The 15,513-nt window shown below is 40.3% G+C and carries 13 protein-coding genes and 5 tRNA genes; 13 read left to right on the top strand and 5 right to left on the bottom strand.

Annotation, left to right across the window (positions count from 1 at the left end; translation table 11 throughout):
• Nucleotides 1-501: 501 nt before the first annotated feature.
• The 3 genes from OCI93_RS19120 to smrB all read right to left on the bottom strand — a co-directional run bounded on the left by OCI93_RS19120 (nt 502) and on the right by smrB (nt 2,398).
• The gene (locus OCI93_RS19120; protein ID WP_261627069.1) at nt 502-774 is read right to left on the bottom strand and encodes a hypothetical protein; all 273 of its coding nucleotides are present in this window, start codon (nt 772-774) and stop codon (nt 502-504) included.
• 176 nt (nt 775-950) lie between these two features.
• On the bottom strand, nt 951-1,748 hold the full coding sequence (locus OCI93_RS19115) for a response regulator (protein ID WP_261627068.1): 798 nt from the start codon (nt 1,746-1,748) through the stop codon (nt 951-953).
• A gap of 92 nt (nt 1,749-1,840) precedes the next feature.
• Nucleotides 1,841-2,398, bottom strand: coding sequence for an endonuclease SmrB (gene smrB, locus OCI93_RS19110; protein ID WP_261594842.1), 558 nt, complete (start codon nt 2,396-2,398; stop codon nt 1,841-1,843).
• Between the two features lie 89 nt (nt 2,399-2,487).
• Here smrB and prmB point away from each other — a divergent pair, with 89 nt between their 5' ends.
• The 3 genes from prmB (at nt 2,488) to OCI93_RS19095 (ending at nt 5,932) form a co-directional block, all read left to right on the top strand.
• Nucleotides 2,488-3,423 carry a 50S ribosomal protein L3 N(5)-glutamine methyltransferase gene (gene prmB, locus OCI93_RS19105; protein ID WP_261627067.1) on the top strand — a complete coding sequence of 312 codons (936 nt, stop codon included), beginning with the start codon at nt 2,488-2,490 and terminating at the stop codon, nt 3,421-3,423.
• A 59-nt stretch (nt 3,424-3,482) separates the two neighbouring features.
• Nucleotides 3,483-4,571: a chorismate synthase gene (aroC, locus tag OCI93_RS19100; RefSeq protein ID WP_261627064.1), complete on the top strand. Its 1,089-nt coding sequence runs from the start codon at nt 3,483-3,485 to the stop codon at nt 4,569-4,571.
• A 491-nt stretch (nt 4,572-5,062) separates the two neighbouring features.
• Nucleotides 5,063-5,932, top strand: a complete 870-nt coding sequence (locus OCI93_RS19095) for an MBL fold metallo-hydrolase (RefSeq protein WP_261627063.1) — start codon at nt 5,063-5,065, stop codon at nt 5,930-5,932.
• Between the two features lie 118 nt (nt 5,933-6,050).
• Here the strand turns inward: OCI93_RS19095 and OCI93_RS19090 are convergent, their stop codons facing one another.
• Nucleotides 6,051-6,668: an EF-hand domain-containing protein gene (locus OCI93_RS19090; RefSeq protein WP_261627061.1), complete on the bottom strand. Its 618-nt coding sequence runs from the start codon at nt 6,666-6,668 to the stop codon at nt 6,051-6,053.
• 285 nt (nt 6,669-6,953) lie between these two features.
• On the opposite strand from OCI93_RS19090, the gene OCI93_RS19085 reads away from it, so the two are divergent.
• A complete protein-coding gene (locus tag OCI93_RS19085) occupies nt 6,954-7,370 on the top strand; it encodes a hypothetical protein (RefSeq protein WP_261627060.1) in 417 nt (138 codons plus the stop codon).
• A 163-nt stretch (nt 7,371-7,533) separates the two neighbouring features.
• On the opposite strand, the gene folD is transcribed toward OCI93_RS19085, so the two are convergent.
• Nucleotides 7,534-8,388, bottom strand: a complete 855-nt coding sequence (gene folD, locus OCI93_RS19080) for a bifunctional methylenetetrahydrofolate dehydrogenase/methenyltetrahydrofolate cyclohydrolase FolD (protein ID WP_261594835.1) — start codon at nt 8,386-8,388, stop codon at nt 7,534-7,536.
• Between the two features lie 338 nt (nt 8,389-8,726).
• On the opposite strand from folD, the gene OCI93_RS19075 reads away from it, so the two are divergent.
• The 9 genes from OCI93_RS19075 (at nt 8,727) to lon (ending at nt 15,466) form a co-directional block, all read left to right on the top strand.
• Nucleotides 8,727-8,803: transfer RNA gene (locus OCI93_RS19075), tRNA-Pro, on the top strand.
• A 46-nt stretch (nt 8,804-8,849) separates the two neighbouring features.
• Nucleotides 8,850-8,926: transfer RNA gene (locus OCI93_RS19070), tRNA-Arg, on the top strand.
• 26 nt (nt 8,927-8,952) lie between these two features.
• Nucleotides 8,953-9,028, top strand: a tRNA-His gene (locus OCI93_RS19065).
• Between the two features lie 15 nt (nt 9,029-9,043).
• A tRNA-Pro gene (locus OCI93_RS19060) sits at nt 9,044-9,120 on the top strand.
• 20 nt (nt 9,121-9,140) lie between these two features.
• Nucleotides 9,141-9,217 (top strand) — tRNA-Pro (locus tag OCI93_RS19055).
• A gap of 275 nt (nt 9,218-9,492) precedes the next feature.
• The gene (gene tig / locus OCI93_RS19050) at nt 9,493-10,797 is read left to right on the top strand and encodes a trigger factor (RefSeq protein WP_261594834.1); all 1,305 of its coding nucleotides are present in this window, start codon (nt 9,493-9,495) and stop codon (nt 10,795-10,797) included.
• Nucleotides 10,798-10,946: 149 nt separating this feature from the next.
• Entirely contained in the window at nt 10,947-11,564 is a 618-nt protein-coding gene (gene clpP, locus OCI93_RS19045; RefSeq protein ID WP_261594833.1) for an ATP-dependent Clp endopeptidase proteolytic subunit ClpP, read from the top strand.
• A gap of 126 nt (nt 11,565-11,690) precedes the next feature.
• Nucleotides 11,691-12,974 (top strand): ATP-dependent protease ATP-binding subunit ClpX, encoded by a 1,284-nt coding sequence (clpX, locus tag OCI93_RS19040; protein ID WP_261594832.1) that lies wholly within the window; start codon nt 11,691-11,693, stop codon nt 12,972-12,974.
• 122 nt (nt 12,975-13,096) lie between these two features.
• On the top strand, nt 13,097-15,466 hold the full coding sequence (lon, locus tag OCI93_RS19035; RefSeq protein WP_261627059.1) for an endopeptidase La: 2,370 nt from the start codon (nt 13,097-13,099) through the stop codon (nt 15,464-15,466).
• Nucleotides 15,467-15,513 lie beyond the last annotated feature (47 nt).

The raw sequence follows: 15,513 nt of genomic DNA, 5'->3' as shown, positions 1-15,513 counted from the left end.
ATCGCAAAACAATTCAACTAATTTAATCATGCCTGTTCCTTGTTTATCCAATCGTTCTTGGTCGAAAGATCGGATCTCGGAACAGGCATTTAGTTCAATTTCTTAAACGAGATTCAGGTTAATAAATAAGTGCGCTCTTTAGGAGGGCATTTTTGAAGTGTTTTCGTACTTTACAGCAAGCTCTACAAAGTCTGTTTTGGATAACTCAAAATTGCAATTGACGAATGAAGTGTTTTGCGCAAGGACAAGCGCCTAGTGCTAGAGTAAAATTGAAGGGTAGTTAGTATTTATAAATATCGTAAGGCTTTGCTTAGTGGTTAACTGAAAACGAAGGCGCGTTATAGTAAGCATTTTATTGCCAACGCACCTTGGTTGTTCTTGTTGCTACCATTATCTTACCCCATACTCAACTTTTGCCCCACAAAACGCAGTAACTCTATACTACCATAAGCAAAAAATGTACTAATCACGGGTAATGCAAGCAAGCTCACAAGCATTAACTCATTCGCCATTGTTTGTAGCCTCTTTAGTAAGTGTTGTTTGCTGTTTAATTAACTGATTCGTTTGTGTGCTGGCATTATCTAAAGAGAAAGAAACCGATTCAAGAGTTGTTGCTTTTAGCTCTTCAAGGCTATTGCTAATACTGCTGCTGATTGTTTTGCTAATAATGTTAGATAAATCACTGGTTACATCGGTAGTTAATTCATTAGCTTGGGTTGATACACTTGCACCACATAGTAGTAAGATTGCTGTTAGTTTAGTCATTGTTTTCATAATATTGCTCCATTTAATAAGTTAGTCGCAATAGGTATTACAAAGGTTGTGCCAAATTGTTTTTTTATTTTATCTCATTGTTATTAAATAATTTTATTTTTTGTTTTGTGTGGCCAACTAGCATTGCGTTGTTAAATTGACCACATTAATTGGCTAAAAATGCCATGTTTTAGCTGTTATTGCTCAAGTAGTTGGTAAATTAGCTTTTTAACTGTTTCAGGCTCAAATGGTTTATCGCAAAGCGCATTAACACCAGACTGCATAATATTAGACAAGTGCGTATCATTTGCTTCTGATGTAACCATTAGAACGGGAATATGAGCATGTTCATCGCTGTTGCGAATGGTTTGGGTTAGCTCTTGACCATTCACTTGTGGCATATTGTAATCAGTAACGATTAAATCAAACATATCATTTTGCAGTATATCAATTGCCTGGGCGCCATCTTCGGCTTCAGTGAAGCGATGGGCACCTAAATTGGTTAATACTCTGCGAATATGCTTTCGTGCAAGTCGTGAGTCGTCCACAATCAGTATTCGCAAGTCTTGCACGTCGTATAAGTCTAACTCTAGCTCTTGGGGTGATAAGATATCGAGAGTGGTATTGATGGCTTTACCTAGATGAAGCTTATTAAATGGCTTAGGCAAAATAGCAATAACGCCGGATTGTTTAAATATCTCCAACTGCGCTTTTCGTGTTTCACTTGAAATCAACATAAAAGGGATAGAGTGTTCGCTTAACTCATGGTTGATATAGTGCTGAATATCAACGGCACTGCCATCTGATAAATGTAAGCAAGATATAAGTAAATCAGGAATATTATCAGCTAGTTGCTTTTTTGCATCTGCAATTGAGTCAGCAAAATCAATGTTTAGTATCCCCTCACCTTGAAGCTCTTTGGCTATCACTTTTCGTTGGGTAGGGGATGGCTCAATAAGCAAGATTGCTAAATCTGCACTTAGTAATTCGTTCATATGGCCCTGTCAAATTTGTTGTAGTCTATTTTAAAGGCATATTAACTAAACAAGCTTGTATGGGCCAGTTAATTCACAGCTGAGCAGTCTAGTTAACGTCTGAACTCATCGGATTGGGGAAGATCAATTAATATGAGCACTGCGCCTTTACCGCCATATTCTAACGGCGCTTGATGCATTGCTAATATATCGGGGTGCTGAACTAAGTATTGAGGTACTTTATGTTTTAGGACATGCTCACCAATGCCATGTATTACACTTGCACAATAGTAATGTTGCTTTTTACAGGCATGGATCAATGCGGCCAGCTCTTCTTTTGCTGCATCTTTATTTAGTCCGTGTAAGTCAAGCGTTAGCTCAGGGGCAAAATCACCTCGGCGTAACTGTTTTGCTAAGTATCGATCAGCGCCTTGTTTAACATATTGCACGGTGCCATGAGTGTCTATATCAGGAATATATTCATCGGAGAAGTAAAATTCTGATTGATGCTGTTTCTTTTGTGTTGCCAGTTCATTGAGTTTTGGCTTGCTAGGTGCCTTATTAAAGCGTACGGTATCTTGCTTAAATTGTTTGGCACCAGAAATCGACTGACGAAATAAATCTAAATCAGCATCATCGATTTTGGGTGAGGTCGGGCGTTGTTTTTTCATGGTGTTATTCTAATTAAAAAAAGCGTAAAAACCCAGCTTAAAAACCGCTACAATAGCGACAGTGACATAATTATGACCGAGATATTGATATGAGCGAATTCCAGGTAACAGAAGCCCTGACAGAAGAAACAGTAAATGATTTACTAACAATTAGTGATTGGCTGCGTTGGACTACTAGTCAATTCGCAAATGAAGGGTTGTTTTTCGGACATGGTACCGACAATGCGTGGGATGAAGCGGTTAGTTTGATTTTACCAATTTTAAACTTACCACTGGATACACCGACAGAACTTATGAGTTCGCGTTTAACACGCTCAGAGAAAGTACGTCTGTTAAGTTATATTGAAACGCGCATAGTTGAACGTACGCCGGTTGCTTACCTTACTAATCAAGCATGGTTTGCAGGCATGCCATTTTACGTAGATGAGCGAGTGCTAGTGCCACGTTCACCATTTGCAGAGTTGATCAACGATAAATTTGCACCGTGGCTTAGTGAAGAGCAATCTATATCTCGTATATTAGATATGTGTACAGGGTCTGCTTGTATTGCGATTGCTTTGGCACAGGCTTTTCCTGAGTCTCAAGTAGATGCTGTGGATATTTCATATGATGCCTTGGAAGTTGCTAGCATCAATATTGATGATTATATGTTGCAAGAGCAAGTGTTTGCTATTCAATCTGATGTTTTCAGCGGTATTGAAGGGCAAAAATATGATCTGATTGTGGCAAACCCTCCATACGTAGATGCTGAAGACATGGCAGATTTACCGCATGAGTTTCATCATGAACCTGAGCTTGGGTTAGCGTCAGGTGAGGACGGCCTTGATGTGACGCGTAAAATTTTACAACAAGCTGCATCACATTTAACTGACAACGGTATCCTATTTGTCGAGGTGGGTAACTCTATGGTACATATGGAGGCGTTGTACCCTGATGCACCATTTGAATGGCTAGAGTTTGAACATGGTGGTTTAGGGGTTTTTGCAATCTCAAAGCAGCAGTTAGTAGATTATTTTAGCGACTAAGCTGATTAGTATTATTCAGGTTTAGTGGTATTGGGTGTCATTTGGAATGAGGAAATGTAATGGCAGGTAACAGCATAGGTCAGCTTTTTAAAGTGAGTACCTTTGGCGAAAGTCATGGACATGCACTAGGTGGTGTTGTCGATGGCGTGCCAGCAGGACTAGAGCTAAACGAAGCTGATTTACAAATAGATTTAGATAGAAGAAAACCCGGGCAGAGTCGTTACACCACACAACGACGTGAAGGGGATGAAATAAAAATATTGTCAGGCGTTTTTGAAGGAAAAACAACAGGTACTAGCATTGGACTATTGATAGAAAATACTGATCAGCGCTCAAAAGATTACAGCAAAATTGCTGATGTATTTCGTCCAGGTCATGGTGATTATACCTATTGGCACAAGTATGGACATAGAGATTATCGAGGCGGAGGGCGCTCATCAGCTCGAGAAACCGCCATTCGTGTTGCCGCAGGTGGCATCGCCAAAAAGTATTTGCGACAAATACATGGTATCGAAATTAACGCTTGTTTGTCGCAATTAGGGCCTATTAAGGCAGAACTGTTTAATTGGTCTGCGGTTGAACAAAACCCCTTCTTTTTCCCTGACGAGAGCAAGCTAGAGGCACTTGATGAATATATGCGCGATCTAAAAAAGTCAGGAGACTCGATAGGCGCTAAAGTCATGGTCGTGGCAAAAAATGTACCTGTTGGATTGGGTGAACCTGTATTTGATAGGCTTGATGCTGAACTCGCTCACTCATTAATGAGTATCAACGCTGTTAAAGGGGTTGAAATTGGTGACGGTTTTGCGGTTGTTGAGCAAAAAGGTTCTGAGCACAGAGATGAGCTTACTCCAGATGGCTTTACTAGTAATCACGCTGGTGGTGTATTAGCGGGTATTTCAACGGGGCAAGATATTGTTGCTTCAATTGCTTTAAAACCCACTTCAAGCATCACGATACCCGGTCAGAGTATTAATACGGCTAACGAATCTATCGAGATGATAACGAAAGGTCGTCATGACCCCTGTGTTGGTATTAGAGCAATTCCGATAGCAGAAGCCATGATGGCAATTACCTTAATGGATCACTTATTAAGGCAAAGAGGCCAAAATCCGGATGTAAATTTACCGCATGGGCCTATCAAATAAAGGGCAGATTACTAAGTTAATTATTTATACTTATAACAACCATATATTGATCATATATGGTTGTCTACCACCTCTAATAGGAACATACCTTTTACGCTCTGATGTACTCAATACTGTGTCGACTTTTCACTTTATACAGAACGGGTAATGTACAAACAGTTAGTTGTAGGTACTGGATTAATGCATTATTTTTTATTAAGTTAGGTGATATTTTTTAATAGCAAAAATTAAACTGTAGGCGTTTCGGAATCATTCCACACTTGTTTTATTAAACGAAACTTAGGCGGCTATCGCCTAGAGAAGTGACATAAGTAACTTCAGGTTTCTATTTATCAAGTAGCATCAACGGGGAAATGGTTACCACTGAACGAGACTTTATCGATTATGACTCATCAATGAGTTAGTAGCTTGAAGTTAACTTCCAATTTGTTGCAATTTTAATCTATTAACTGCTACATATCGTATTGAAAAAATAAATACGGACTCTAATTATGAAAAAATTAACTTTAGCAGGTGTTTTTGCAACTATTGCAGTCGCTTCTTTGAATACGTGGGCAAAAGTCGAATTTAAAATACAGCAAATTTCTAGCAATCTCCATGTTCTCTATGGTCAAGGGGGCAACATCGCAATTAGCACTGGAGAAGATGGCATCTATCTTGTAGATGATCAATTTGCAAAACTTAGTGAGGATATTAAAAAGCAAATCAGCCAACTTCAACCTGGTGCACCTGAATTTGTGATCAACACTCACCATCATGGTGATCATACCGGAGGTAATGAAAATTTTGCTAACGCGGGTAGCCATGTAATTGCCCATCATAATGTTTATAATAGATTAAAAGAAAAGCATGGAGAAGGGTCAAGCTACCTTCCTGTTATCAGTTTTAGTAAAGATTTAACACTGCATTTTAATGGTGAACATGCACATTTATGGCACTTTGCTCATGCACATACAGATGGTGACGCAGTAATTTTTTATAAAAACGCTAATGTTGTACATATGGGTGATATTTTCTTTAATTTAAATAGTTTGCCATTTGTCGATGTGGATAGTGGCGGTAACTTAGATGGCTTAATTAAAGCTGTTGAGGCAACCGTTGAGCGTATCGACGATAAGACAAAGGTTATCCCCGGTCATGGTCCTGTTACAGATAAGCAAAGTTTAACCTCATATCTTGCGCTATTAAAACATGCAAAGCAGTTAATGTTAGCGTCAATGAAAGAGCACAAAACTTTAGAGGCAATCCAAGCGGCAAGGCCTTTAGCCCCATTAGGACTAAGCTATTCAGGGTGGTTGCCAGAAACACGGGTCACTAAGTTATTTTATAGAAGTTTGTCCCAACATGTTCAGACAAATTAGTTTAGGCAAACTTAGTTAGCAGACATCCAGAATAGTCATTAAATTGAGTACTACCCTGCTCGGTGCAAGAGCAGAGTAGTGCAATGGTTTTACTTATCTGATCCACTGCTGAGGTTGATTATACAGGTTCGTCTAAAGTAATTAAGCTATCAATACATGCTTTTACTGCTTCTGTGGTTGCTCGTCTATTCTCGCCATGTTGAATAAACTCTTCCAGTGTTACGCTATTATCGATGTTTTCATCCATGGCTGAAAAGGCGTCAGTCTGATGGGCGGTTAGAGTATTGGTTATTTCAGTTAGGCTAATACCGCCGCTGTTATCAGTATCTAATTGAGTAAATTTGCTTTGTGGTGATGCGAAGTGACTAGCAGCTGGAACTATAATATTGCTACCTTCGGTTGCATCTTTTGTATCCTGTACGCATTGTACAATATCGGCCGCAAATTCAGACAAATCAACGCTATGACGTTTTTTGGCTAAGTATTCATCTAGCTCGATTTCAGAACTGATATTTGTGTCTGCACGATCGAGTTTCTTTTGTGCTCTAGACTCAATATTTGCAAGTAATTCGTTAAGGGTGAGGACTGCGTTTTGGTCAGCATCTAGTTTTATAAATACGGCTTCTGGGGCTTTGTATCTGCCTTTCCCCCCCTTTTTGGCTTCTGCATTGGCGCTAACAGTGAGTGTGGTTAAAGTAGCGATGGCGATTGCAGTATTAATAATTGAACGTTTCATAATCAATTTCTCTCGTTGCTTTGGTTAGTCTAAATCGCAACAGTAGCTAATTCATAATACAATCGAATTTTCAGCTGTGTTGCTTGGTTGATTAATAAGATGGGAGACAATTGTGCAAAGAATGTGATTATTAATTACCTTTACAAAAAATTACATGAGATAGGCAGAATGCTGCTTGCTAACAAAGTTTATTTTTAGTCAATTCAAGGTTTAAATACTATACAAAGGCATACATATTGCTTGATTAATGTGCTACAACGTCAGCAATCTATCAAGGAGATAACCATGCTGCTTTTTAACGGTATAAATGAACCAATTAAGAAAAGTACAACAGCAACGAAAAACACTCAATTGAACCATCCTGATAAGAGGCAAGAATTTGCTAAAGAAATGGCAAGTACCCAGCCTTCGTCTTTGAGTGAACAGTTGCGCAATAAAGATGTTTCGACCTATTTACGTAACCAAACCTTTCTGGAAAAAGCTCAAGAAGCGGCACTTTTACAGCGAATGGGAGTAAACAAGGAAAAGCTTGAAGAGCTAAAAGAACAACTTGAAGCACTGGATAAGATGCTGGCTGATGGGACAATATCACAGGAGGCTTATCAAGAACAAAGAGCGGTTATTGAACAAGAAATTGCGAAAGAATACGAGCAAGCCCAAAAGAGAAGGGAAGAGGAAGAAAAATCTCAAGGCAAATTATAATACCAATTTTATTAATACAGTGATCATGATTGCGAGTTAAAATGACAGTAGTGTTTAGAAATCTGTGTCATTTATTTAATGCAATTGGTATAAAACAATAAAAGGAGCATTTTGCTCCTTTTTTGATTATCTAAGCACTATCTCAGGATAGAAACTAAGACTGTTAGCCATGATAGTTTTCACACGCTTCAAGTGTATTCTCAATTAAGCTTGCTACTGTCATTGGACCAACGCCGCCGGGTACAGGGGTAATAAAGCTTGCTTTTTGTTCAGCGATACCATATTGCACATCGCCTACTAGCTTGCCTGATTCTAGTCGGTTAATACCAACATCAATAACAATGGCACCTTCTTTAATCCAATCGCCAGGAATAAATTCTGGCTTGCCAACCGCAACGACCAGTAAATCTGCACGTCTTACGTGCGCTTCTAAGTCTTGAGTAAATTTGTGACATACGGTGGTGGTGCAACCTGCAAGTAGCAACTCTAATGACATTGGGCGCCCGACAATGTTAGACGCACCAACAACAACGGCATGCATACCTTTATACCTAACGGCTGTTGAATCAAGTAGCGTGATTATACCTTTTGGCGTACAAGGGCGCAGCGCAGGCATTCTTTGTGCTAAACGACCAATGTTATATGGGTGAAAACCATCCACATCTTTATGTGGATGAATACGCTCAAGAATTTTCTCTGCGTCTAATCCTTTTGGTAAAGGTAGTTGTACAAGTATGCCGTCAACTTCAGGGTCACTGTTGAGAGAGTCAATCAGTTCGAGTAACTTTTGCTCGTTAGTATCTCCGGGTAAGTCAAAGGATTTTGAAATAAAGCCGACTTCTTCACAGGCTTTGCGCTTTGAACCGACATAAACTTGACTTGCTGGGTCTTGTCCTACCAACACTACTGCGAGCCCGGGGGCACGTGAACCTTGCTCAACGCGCTCGGCAACACGTTTTTTTACTGTATTACGTACTTGTTTGGCGATTGCCTTACCATCAATGATGTTTGCCGTCATGGGTGACCTTTATTGGAATTAAAAACTTGAACGAATATGAGCGTATAGGGGTTAAGCTCAAAATACTACTACTATAACCGCAGCAGAAATGCCATTTTCTCAGAAAATAATGGATGCGCCAAGCTGATATATGCTTTTTAAGGCATTGAACCGCATTATATTGTTGCGATAGTCGAGAAAACTGTATGATTTTCAGCTAAGTGATCTGCTTTTTATACATTTTGTCGTAAAAGTAGCCACTTGAATGTTTTTTTTGAAAAAGTGTTTGACCTAGTACGGTCAAATCACTATTATGCACCCCGTTGTCAACGAGCACTGCTCAAAACAACAAATGGTATCGGCGATTAGCGCAGTTTGGTAGCGCACTTGGTTTGGGTCCAAGGGGTCGCAGGTTCAAATCCTGCATCGCCGACCACTTTTAAAATAAGTTGAAGTAGCATCTAGATGTTATCTCGAGTTTTGCGCCCTTAGCTCAGCTGGATAGAGCAACGCCCTTCTAAGGCGTCGGTCGAAGGTTCGAATCCTTCAGGGTGCGCCATTCTTATTTTAAGTCTCTATGTAGTGGCGGCTGTAGCTCAGTTGGTAGAGCCCTGGATTGTGATTCCGGTTGTCGTGGGTTCAAGTCCCATCAGTCGCCCCATCTACATACTTCCGTCGGCGATTAGCGCAGTTTGGTAGCGCACTTGGTTTGGGTCCAAGGGGTCGCAGGTTCAAATCCTGCATCGCCGACCACTTCTTAAAAATAAATTTATCGGCGATTAGCGCAGTTTGGTAGCGCACTTGGTTTGGGTCCAAGGGGTCGCAGGTTCAAATCCTGCATCGCCGACCACTTTATACTCTTCTATATTCCTAAAATTAACTAACTTTTAACCGTTCAGCCCTTATTTCTTCATAAATTTATCCTGATTGCTCGACTAAACATTTTTATAGGTTATAATGCCGCGTCTATTGTTTAACATAGCGCCCATGAAGGGCAGGCAGCAAGAATGACACATGCAATTGGTGCTCAAAACGGACTTCCGTGGATAGGCTGATTAAGGCATGATGTGTAACTTGTTTGTAAAGAAGGCGCGTTGTCGCCAAAATTGAAGATTGAGGTAAATCATGCAAGTTTCTGTTGAGACGACTCAAGGCCTTGAGCGCCGTCTGACTATCACCGTTCCTGCAGAGAACGTTGAGACTGAAGTAAAAAAACGCTTACAACAACTGTCTAAAACCCAGCGTATTGATGGTTTCCGTCCTGGTAAAGTACCAGTGTCTGTTATCCAAAAACGGTTTGGTGCTGCAGTTCGTCAAGAAGTTGCAGGTGAATTAATGCAACGTAACTACATTGAGGCGATTGTTGCTGAAAAAATCAACCCTGCTGGTGCACCTTCTTTTGCGCCAAAGTCATTAGATGCAGGCAAAGACTTAGAATTTGATGCAACTTTTGAGGTTTACCCAGAAGTTGCATTAAAAGACTTAGATAAAATCACGGTTGAAAAGCCTGTTGTAGATGTAACTGACGAAGACTTAGCAAATATGCTAGATACGCTTCGTAAGCAACACGCTACATGGGCTGAAAGTGATGCAGCGGCTGGCGAAAGCGACCGTGTAACGGTTGACTTCGTAGGTACTGTTGAGGGTGAAGAGTTTGAAGGTGGCAGAGCTGAAGACTTTCCACTTGAGCTTGGTCAGGGTCGTATGATCCCAGGTTTTGAAGACAACATCATTGGCAAAAAAGCTGGCGATGAAGTTGTTGCTGACGTGACTTTCCCTGAGGAATATCATGCAGAAAACTTAAAAGGTAAGCCTGCACAGTTCACAATTACAGTGAAAAAAGTTGAAGCTCAAGCACTTCCTGAGTTAGATGACGAATTCGCAACTAAGTTTGGTGTTGCTGAAGGCGGTGTAGATGCGCTCAAAGAAGAAGTTAAAAAGAATATGACTCGTGAACTTTCTCAAGCTATTAAAGCGAATGTGAAAGATCAAGCGATCAAGGGTCTTTTAGAGCATAACGAAACTGAAGTACCGAAATCACTAATCGATCAAGAAATCGATGCTTTACGTCAGCAAGCTGCACAGCGCTTTGGCGGTAACGCTCAAAACATGCCTGAGCTTCCCGCTGAGCTGTTTCATGAACAAGCTGTTACTCGCGTTAAAACAGGCCTTTTATTAGGCGAAGTTATTAAAGCGAGCGATATCAAAGTTGATGACGCAAAAGTTGATGAGTTAATTGATACTGTTGCATCAGCATATGAAGATCCAACAGAAGTTGTTGCTTATTATAAGAGCAATGATCAAATGATGCAGCAAATGCGTAATGTAGCAATGGAAGAGCAAGCAGTAGAATCTATTTTAGCTGGTGCGCAAGTTTCTGAAGTTGAAAAAGCATTTGATGAAATCATGAATCCACAGCAAGGCGCATAATAAGTCATTGACTTAACGCTAAGCTAACGATTTAATGGCTCGTGATGTTCTACACTGGTTTGTAGTTTATCCGGGCCATTTTTTTTGTAGGCAAGAATACCAACTAAACGCAGCCTGCCTAGAACGCTGCGGATTAAGGAATAAAAGATATGAATGACGGTATGATCGACCCTTTCAATGCATTAGTACCTATGGTTGTTGAACAAACGGCCAAAGGTGAGCGCTCTTTCGATATTTATTCGCGCCTTTTAAAAGAGCGTATTATTTTCTTAACTGGGCAAGTTGAAGATCAAATGGCAAATTTGATAGTCGCGCAGTTATTATTTTTAGAGTCTGAAAGCCCAGAGAAAGATATTTATCTATATATAAATTCACCAGGTGGTTCTGTAACTGCTGGTATGTCGATTTATGATACGATGAACTTTATTAAACCTGATATAAGCACGGTATGTGTTGGTCAAGCAGCAAGTATGGGCGCTTTCTTACTATCAGGCGGTGCTAAAGGTAAGCGCTATTGTTTACCCAATTCACGTGTGATGATTCATCAGCCGTTAGGTGGATTTCAAGGGCAGGCGTCGGATTTTGAAATTCATGCCAAAGAAATCTTATCGATTAAAGAGAAACTAAATCGATTAATGGCTGAACATACTGGTCAACCATTTGATGTTGTGTCTCGTGACACTGACCGTGACAATTTCATGAGCGCACAAGATGCTGTGGAATACGGGTTAGTGGATGCTGTTCATACTCGCAGAGATATTAAGTAACTTTTCAAGGAGCGGGGTTGTTAAACCTCGCTCTACAACTATGCGAAAGTCCATTTTATTTGGTATAGTTAAAACAATGTATATGGTTACCGTAAATAGGTAACAATGAAAATATGAGGTAGCTGAATGTCAGACACTCCAACAGACGGCGACAAAAGTAATAAACTCTTGTACTGCTCTTTTTGTGGTAAGAGCCAGCATGAAGTACGCAAATTAATTGCCGGTCCATCGGTATATATTTGCGATGAATGCGTCGAACTGTGTAACGACATCATTAGAGAAGAGATTAAGGATATTGCACCAAAGCATGATACAGGTGACAAACTTCCAGTTCCAAAAGAAATTAGACATCATTTGGATGATTATGTTATCGGCCAGGAACACGCGAAAAAGGTGTTGTCTGTAGCAGTATACAATCATTACAAAAGACTCCGCAGCCAAGGTGCTAAAAGTGATGTAGAGCTTAGTAAAAGTAATATCTTGCTCATTGGACCGACAGGCAGTGGTAAAACACTGTTAGCCGAAACGTTAGCAAGGTTGTTAGATGTGCCCTTTACTATGGCAGATGCAACAACGTTGACTGAAGCGGGTTATGTTGGCGAAGATGTTGAAAATATCATCCAAAAGCTACTACAAAAGTGTGATTACGATGTTGAGAAAGCGCAACGTGGTATCGTGTACATAGATGAAATTGATAAAATATCACGTAAATCTGATAACCCTTCAATTACGAGAGATGTGTCAGGCGAGGGAGTTCAACAAGCGCTATTAAAGCTGATTGAAGGTACTGTTGCGTCAGTGCCACCACAAGGCGGCAGAAAACATCCTCAGCAAGAATTTTTGCAGGTTGATACATCAAAAATCTTGTTTATCTGTGGCGGTGCGTTTGCAGGTTTAGACAAGGTGATTGAGCAGCGTAGTCATAAAAATACAGGTATAGGCTTTGGGGCCAATGTGAAGTCATCTGACTCATCACGCTCTTTAAGCGAGACGTTTAAAAATGTAGAGCCAGAAGATTTAGTAAAATATGGTTTGATCCCAGAGTTCATTGGGCGCTTACCTGTTGTTGCTACGCTTACAGAATTAGACGAAGATGCTTTAATTCAAATTTTGAGTGAACCAAAGAATGCATTAACCAAGCAATTCTCAGCGCTGTTTAAGATGGAAGATGTTGAGCTTGAGTTTAGAGAAGATGCGTTAAAGGCTATTGCACATAAAGCAATGGAGCGTAAAACAGGTGCTCGAGGCTTACGTTCAATCGTGGAGGGGGTTCTGCTAGATACTATGTATGAGCTGCCGTCGATTGAGGATGTAAGTAAAGTGGTAGTCGATGAAACTGTGATCAAAGGTGAATCTGACCCTATCTTAATTTATGAGAATAGCCCTCAGGATAAAGCTGTTTCAGAGTAAGCTTGTGAATCATGTAAAAAGGAGCCAATGGCTCCTTTTTTTATCAATGAGTTGAACTTTATAACCACTATCCCCATATAGTTTGGTATTAATAAAAATTAACGAAGTGTGAAGAGAATATAATGACGCTTGAGAGAACGGATCGAGTTGAAATTCCAGTACTGGCACTACGCGACGTAGTTGTGTACCCACATATGGTGATCCCGCTTTTTGTTGGTCGAGAAAAATCGATAAGATGCCTAGAAGCGGCGATGGAAAATGATAAGCAAATCTTTTTAGTCGCACAAAAAGATGCCACGGTCGATGACCCTAAAACAGATGAAATATATGACGTTGGTACTATAGCGACAGTTTTACAATTATTGAAGTTACCTGATGGCACGGTTAAGGTACTTGTAGAGGGGACGCAGCGCGCAAAAATCGAAGAATTTTTGGTATCAGATGATTATTTCCTAGCTCAAGCACAATTTCTTGAATCACAAGATATTGAAGAACAAGAGCAAGACATTTTTATTCGCAGTGCAGTGAGTCAGTTTGAAGGTTACGTAAAGCTTAATAAGAAGATACCGCCTGAGGTACTGACTTCAGTGTCAGGTATAGATGAAGCATCGCGTTTAGCTGATACTATGGCTGCGCATATGCCTATTAAAGTCCCAGAGAAGCAAAAAGTATTAGAATTAGATAGCGTTACAGAGCGTTTAGAGTATCTAATGGCGTTGATGGAAGGAGAAATCGACTTATTGCAAGTTGAGAAAAAGATCCGTTCACGTGTTAAGAAGCAGATGGAAAAATCCCAGCGCGAATATTATTTGAATGAGCAAATGAAAGCAATTCAAAAAGAGTTGGGTGAACTGGATGACGTGCCAGACGAGTTTGAGGCGTTGAAAAAGCGTATTAGCGAAGCACAAATGCCAAAAGAAGCAGAAGATAAGGCACTAGGTGAGCTGAATAAACTCAAAATGATGTCACCGATGTCTGCAGAGGCAACTGTCGTGCGTTCTTACATTGATACCATGATTGGTGTTCCTTGGAAAAAACGTTCTAAGGTAAAAAAAGATTTAGCTGGTGCACAAAAGATTTTAGATGCTGATCATTATGGTTTAGAAAAAGTGAAAGACCGTATTATCGAGTATCTTGCGGTTCAACAACGCACTAATAAACTTAAGGGTCCGATTTTATGTCTAGTTGGTCCTCCGGGTGTAGGTAAAACCAGTTTAGGTCAATCAATTGCTCGCTCAACTGGTCGAAAATACGTTCGTATGGCACTAGGTGGTGTACGTGATGAGGCTGAAATTCGCGGCCATAGGCGTACTTATATTGGCTCGATGCCAGGTAAACTTGTTCAGAGTATGAGTAAGGTTGGTGTTAAAAACCCATTATTCTTGTTAGATGAAATAGACAAAATGTCTTCGGATATGCGTGGCGATCCTGCATCAGCTCTACTTGAGGTTCTTGATCCAGAACAAAATAGTACGTTTGCTGATCATTACCTAGAAGTCGATTATGACCTGTCTGATGTTATGTTTGTTGCAACATCAAATAGCTTCAATATTCCGGGTCCATTGCTAGATCGTATGGAAGTGATACGTTTGTCTGGTTACACCGAAGATGAAAAGCTGAATATTTCTAAGCAGCATTTGATACCCAAACAAATTAAACGTAACGGTTTAAAAGATTCGGAAGTCGTTATCGAAGATAGCGCAATTATTGGTATTATTCGTTATTACACTCGTGAAGCCGGTGTACGTAACTTAGAACGTGAAATTTCTAAGCTTTGTCGTAAGGCTGTAAAAAATATCTTGTTAGATAAAGAGATTAAACAGGTAGTGATTAATCAAGATAACCTTGAATCATACCTTGGCGTTCAGCGCTTTGATTACGGAAAAGCTGAAGACGGAGATCGCATCGGTCAAGTTACAGGCTTAGCGTGGACTGAAGTGGGTGGTGATTTGTTGACGATTGAATGTGCAGCTGTTCCAGGTAAAGGTAAATTGACTTATACCGGATCCTTGGGTGATGTGATGCAAGAATCCATACAAGCAGCGATGACGGTAGTCAGAAATCGAGCTGACAAATTACGCATCAATAGTGATTTTTACGAAAAACGAGATATCCATGTACACGTGCCTGAAGGTGCTACACCTAAAGATGGCCCAAGTGCGGGTATTGCAATGGTGACCGGTTTAGTTTCCAGCTTAACAGGTAACCCTGTGCGCTCTGATGTTGCGATGACAGGTGAAATCACGCTTCGTGGCGAAGTATTGCCAATCGGTGGTTTAAAAGAAAAGCTGCTGGCTGCACACCGTGGTGGTATCAAAACGGTTGTCATTCCAAAAATTAATGAAAGAGACTTAAAAGAGATACCAGAGAATGTGCTTGAAGGGCTCGATATTCATCCAGTTACGTGGATTGATGAGGTTTTATCTCTTGCTTTAGCTAACCCATTAGAGAGTTTTGCTGTCGAAAACAGCAAAAATGAAGAAAAAGTCTAAAAAAGTGTGTGAAAGGGCTTTTCAAATCTAAAAGGTATGTTAACTTA

Source organism: Pseudoalteromonas holothuriae, from assembly GCF_945859825.1.
GTDB classification, from domain to species: domain Bacteria; phylum Pseudomonadota; class Gammaproteobacteria; order Enterobacterales; family Alteromonadaceae; genus Pseudoalteromonas; species Pseudoalteromonas holothuriae.
The sequence above is the reverse complement of the archived record's forward strand: the minus strand, read 5'-3'. Positions and strand labels throughout refer to the sequence as shown.

Excerpts from the sequence above, each read along its gene's own strand:
- OCI93_RS19120 (WP_261627069.1), bottom strand. The coding sequence starts at position 774 with ATGAAAACAATGACTAAACTAACAGCAATCTTACTACTATGTGGTGCA.
- OCI93_RS19115 (WP_261627068.1), bottom strand. The coding sequence starts at position 1,748 with ATGAACGAATTACTAAGTGCAGATTTAGCAATCTTGCTTATTGAGCCA.
- smrB (WP_261594842.1), bottom strand. The coding sequence starts at position 2,398 with ATGAAAAAACAACGCCCGACCTCACCCAAAATCGATGATGCTGATTTA.
- prmB (WP_261627067.1), top strand. The coding sequence starts at position 2,488 with ATGAGCGAATTCCAGGTAACAGAAGCCCTGACAGAAGAAACAGTAAAT.
- aroC (WP_261627064.1), top strand. The coding sequence starts at position 3,483 with ATGGCAGGTAACAGCATAGGTCAGCTTTTTAAAGTGAGTACCTTTGGC.
- OCI93_RS19095 (WP_261627063.1), top strand. The coding sequence starts at position 5,063 with ATGAAAAAATTAACTTTAGCAGGTGTTTTTGCAACTATTGCAGTCGCT.
- OCI93_RS19090 (WP_261627061.1), bottom strand. The coding sequence starts at position 6,668 with ATGAAACGTTCAATTATTAATACTGCAATCGCCATCGCTACTTTAACC.
- OCI93_RS19085 (WP_261627060.1), top strand. The coding sequence starts at position 6,954 with ATGCTGCTTTTTAACGGTATAAATGAACCAATTAAGAAAAGTACAACA.
- folD (WP_261594835.1), bottom strand. The coding sequence starts at position 8,388 with ATGACGGCAAACATCATTGATGGTAAGGCAATCGCCAAACAAGTACGT.
- tig (WP_261594834.1), top strand. The coding sequence starts at position 9,493 with ATGCAAGTTTCTGTTGAGACGACTCAAGGCCTTGAGCGCCGTCTGACT.
- clpP (WP_261594833.1), top strand. The coding sequence starts at position 10,947 with ATGAATGACGGTATGATCGACCCTTTCAATGCATTAGTACCTATGGTT.
- clpX (WP_261594832.1), top strand. The coding sequence starts at position 11,691 with ATGTCAGACACTCCAACAGACGGCGACAAAAGTAATAAACTCTTGTAC.
- lon (WP_261627059.1), top strand. The coding sequence starts at position 13,097 with ATGACGCTTGAGAGAACGGATCGAGTTGAAATTCCAGTACTGGCACTA.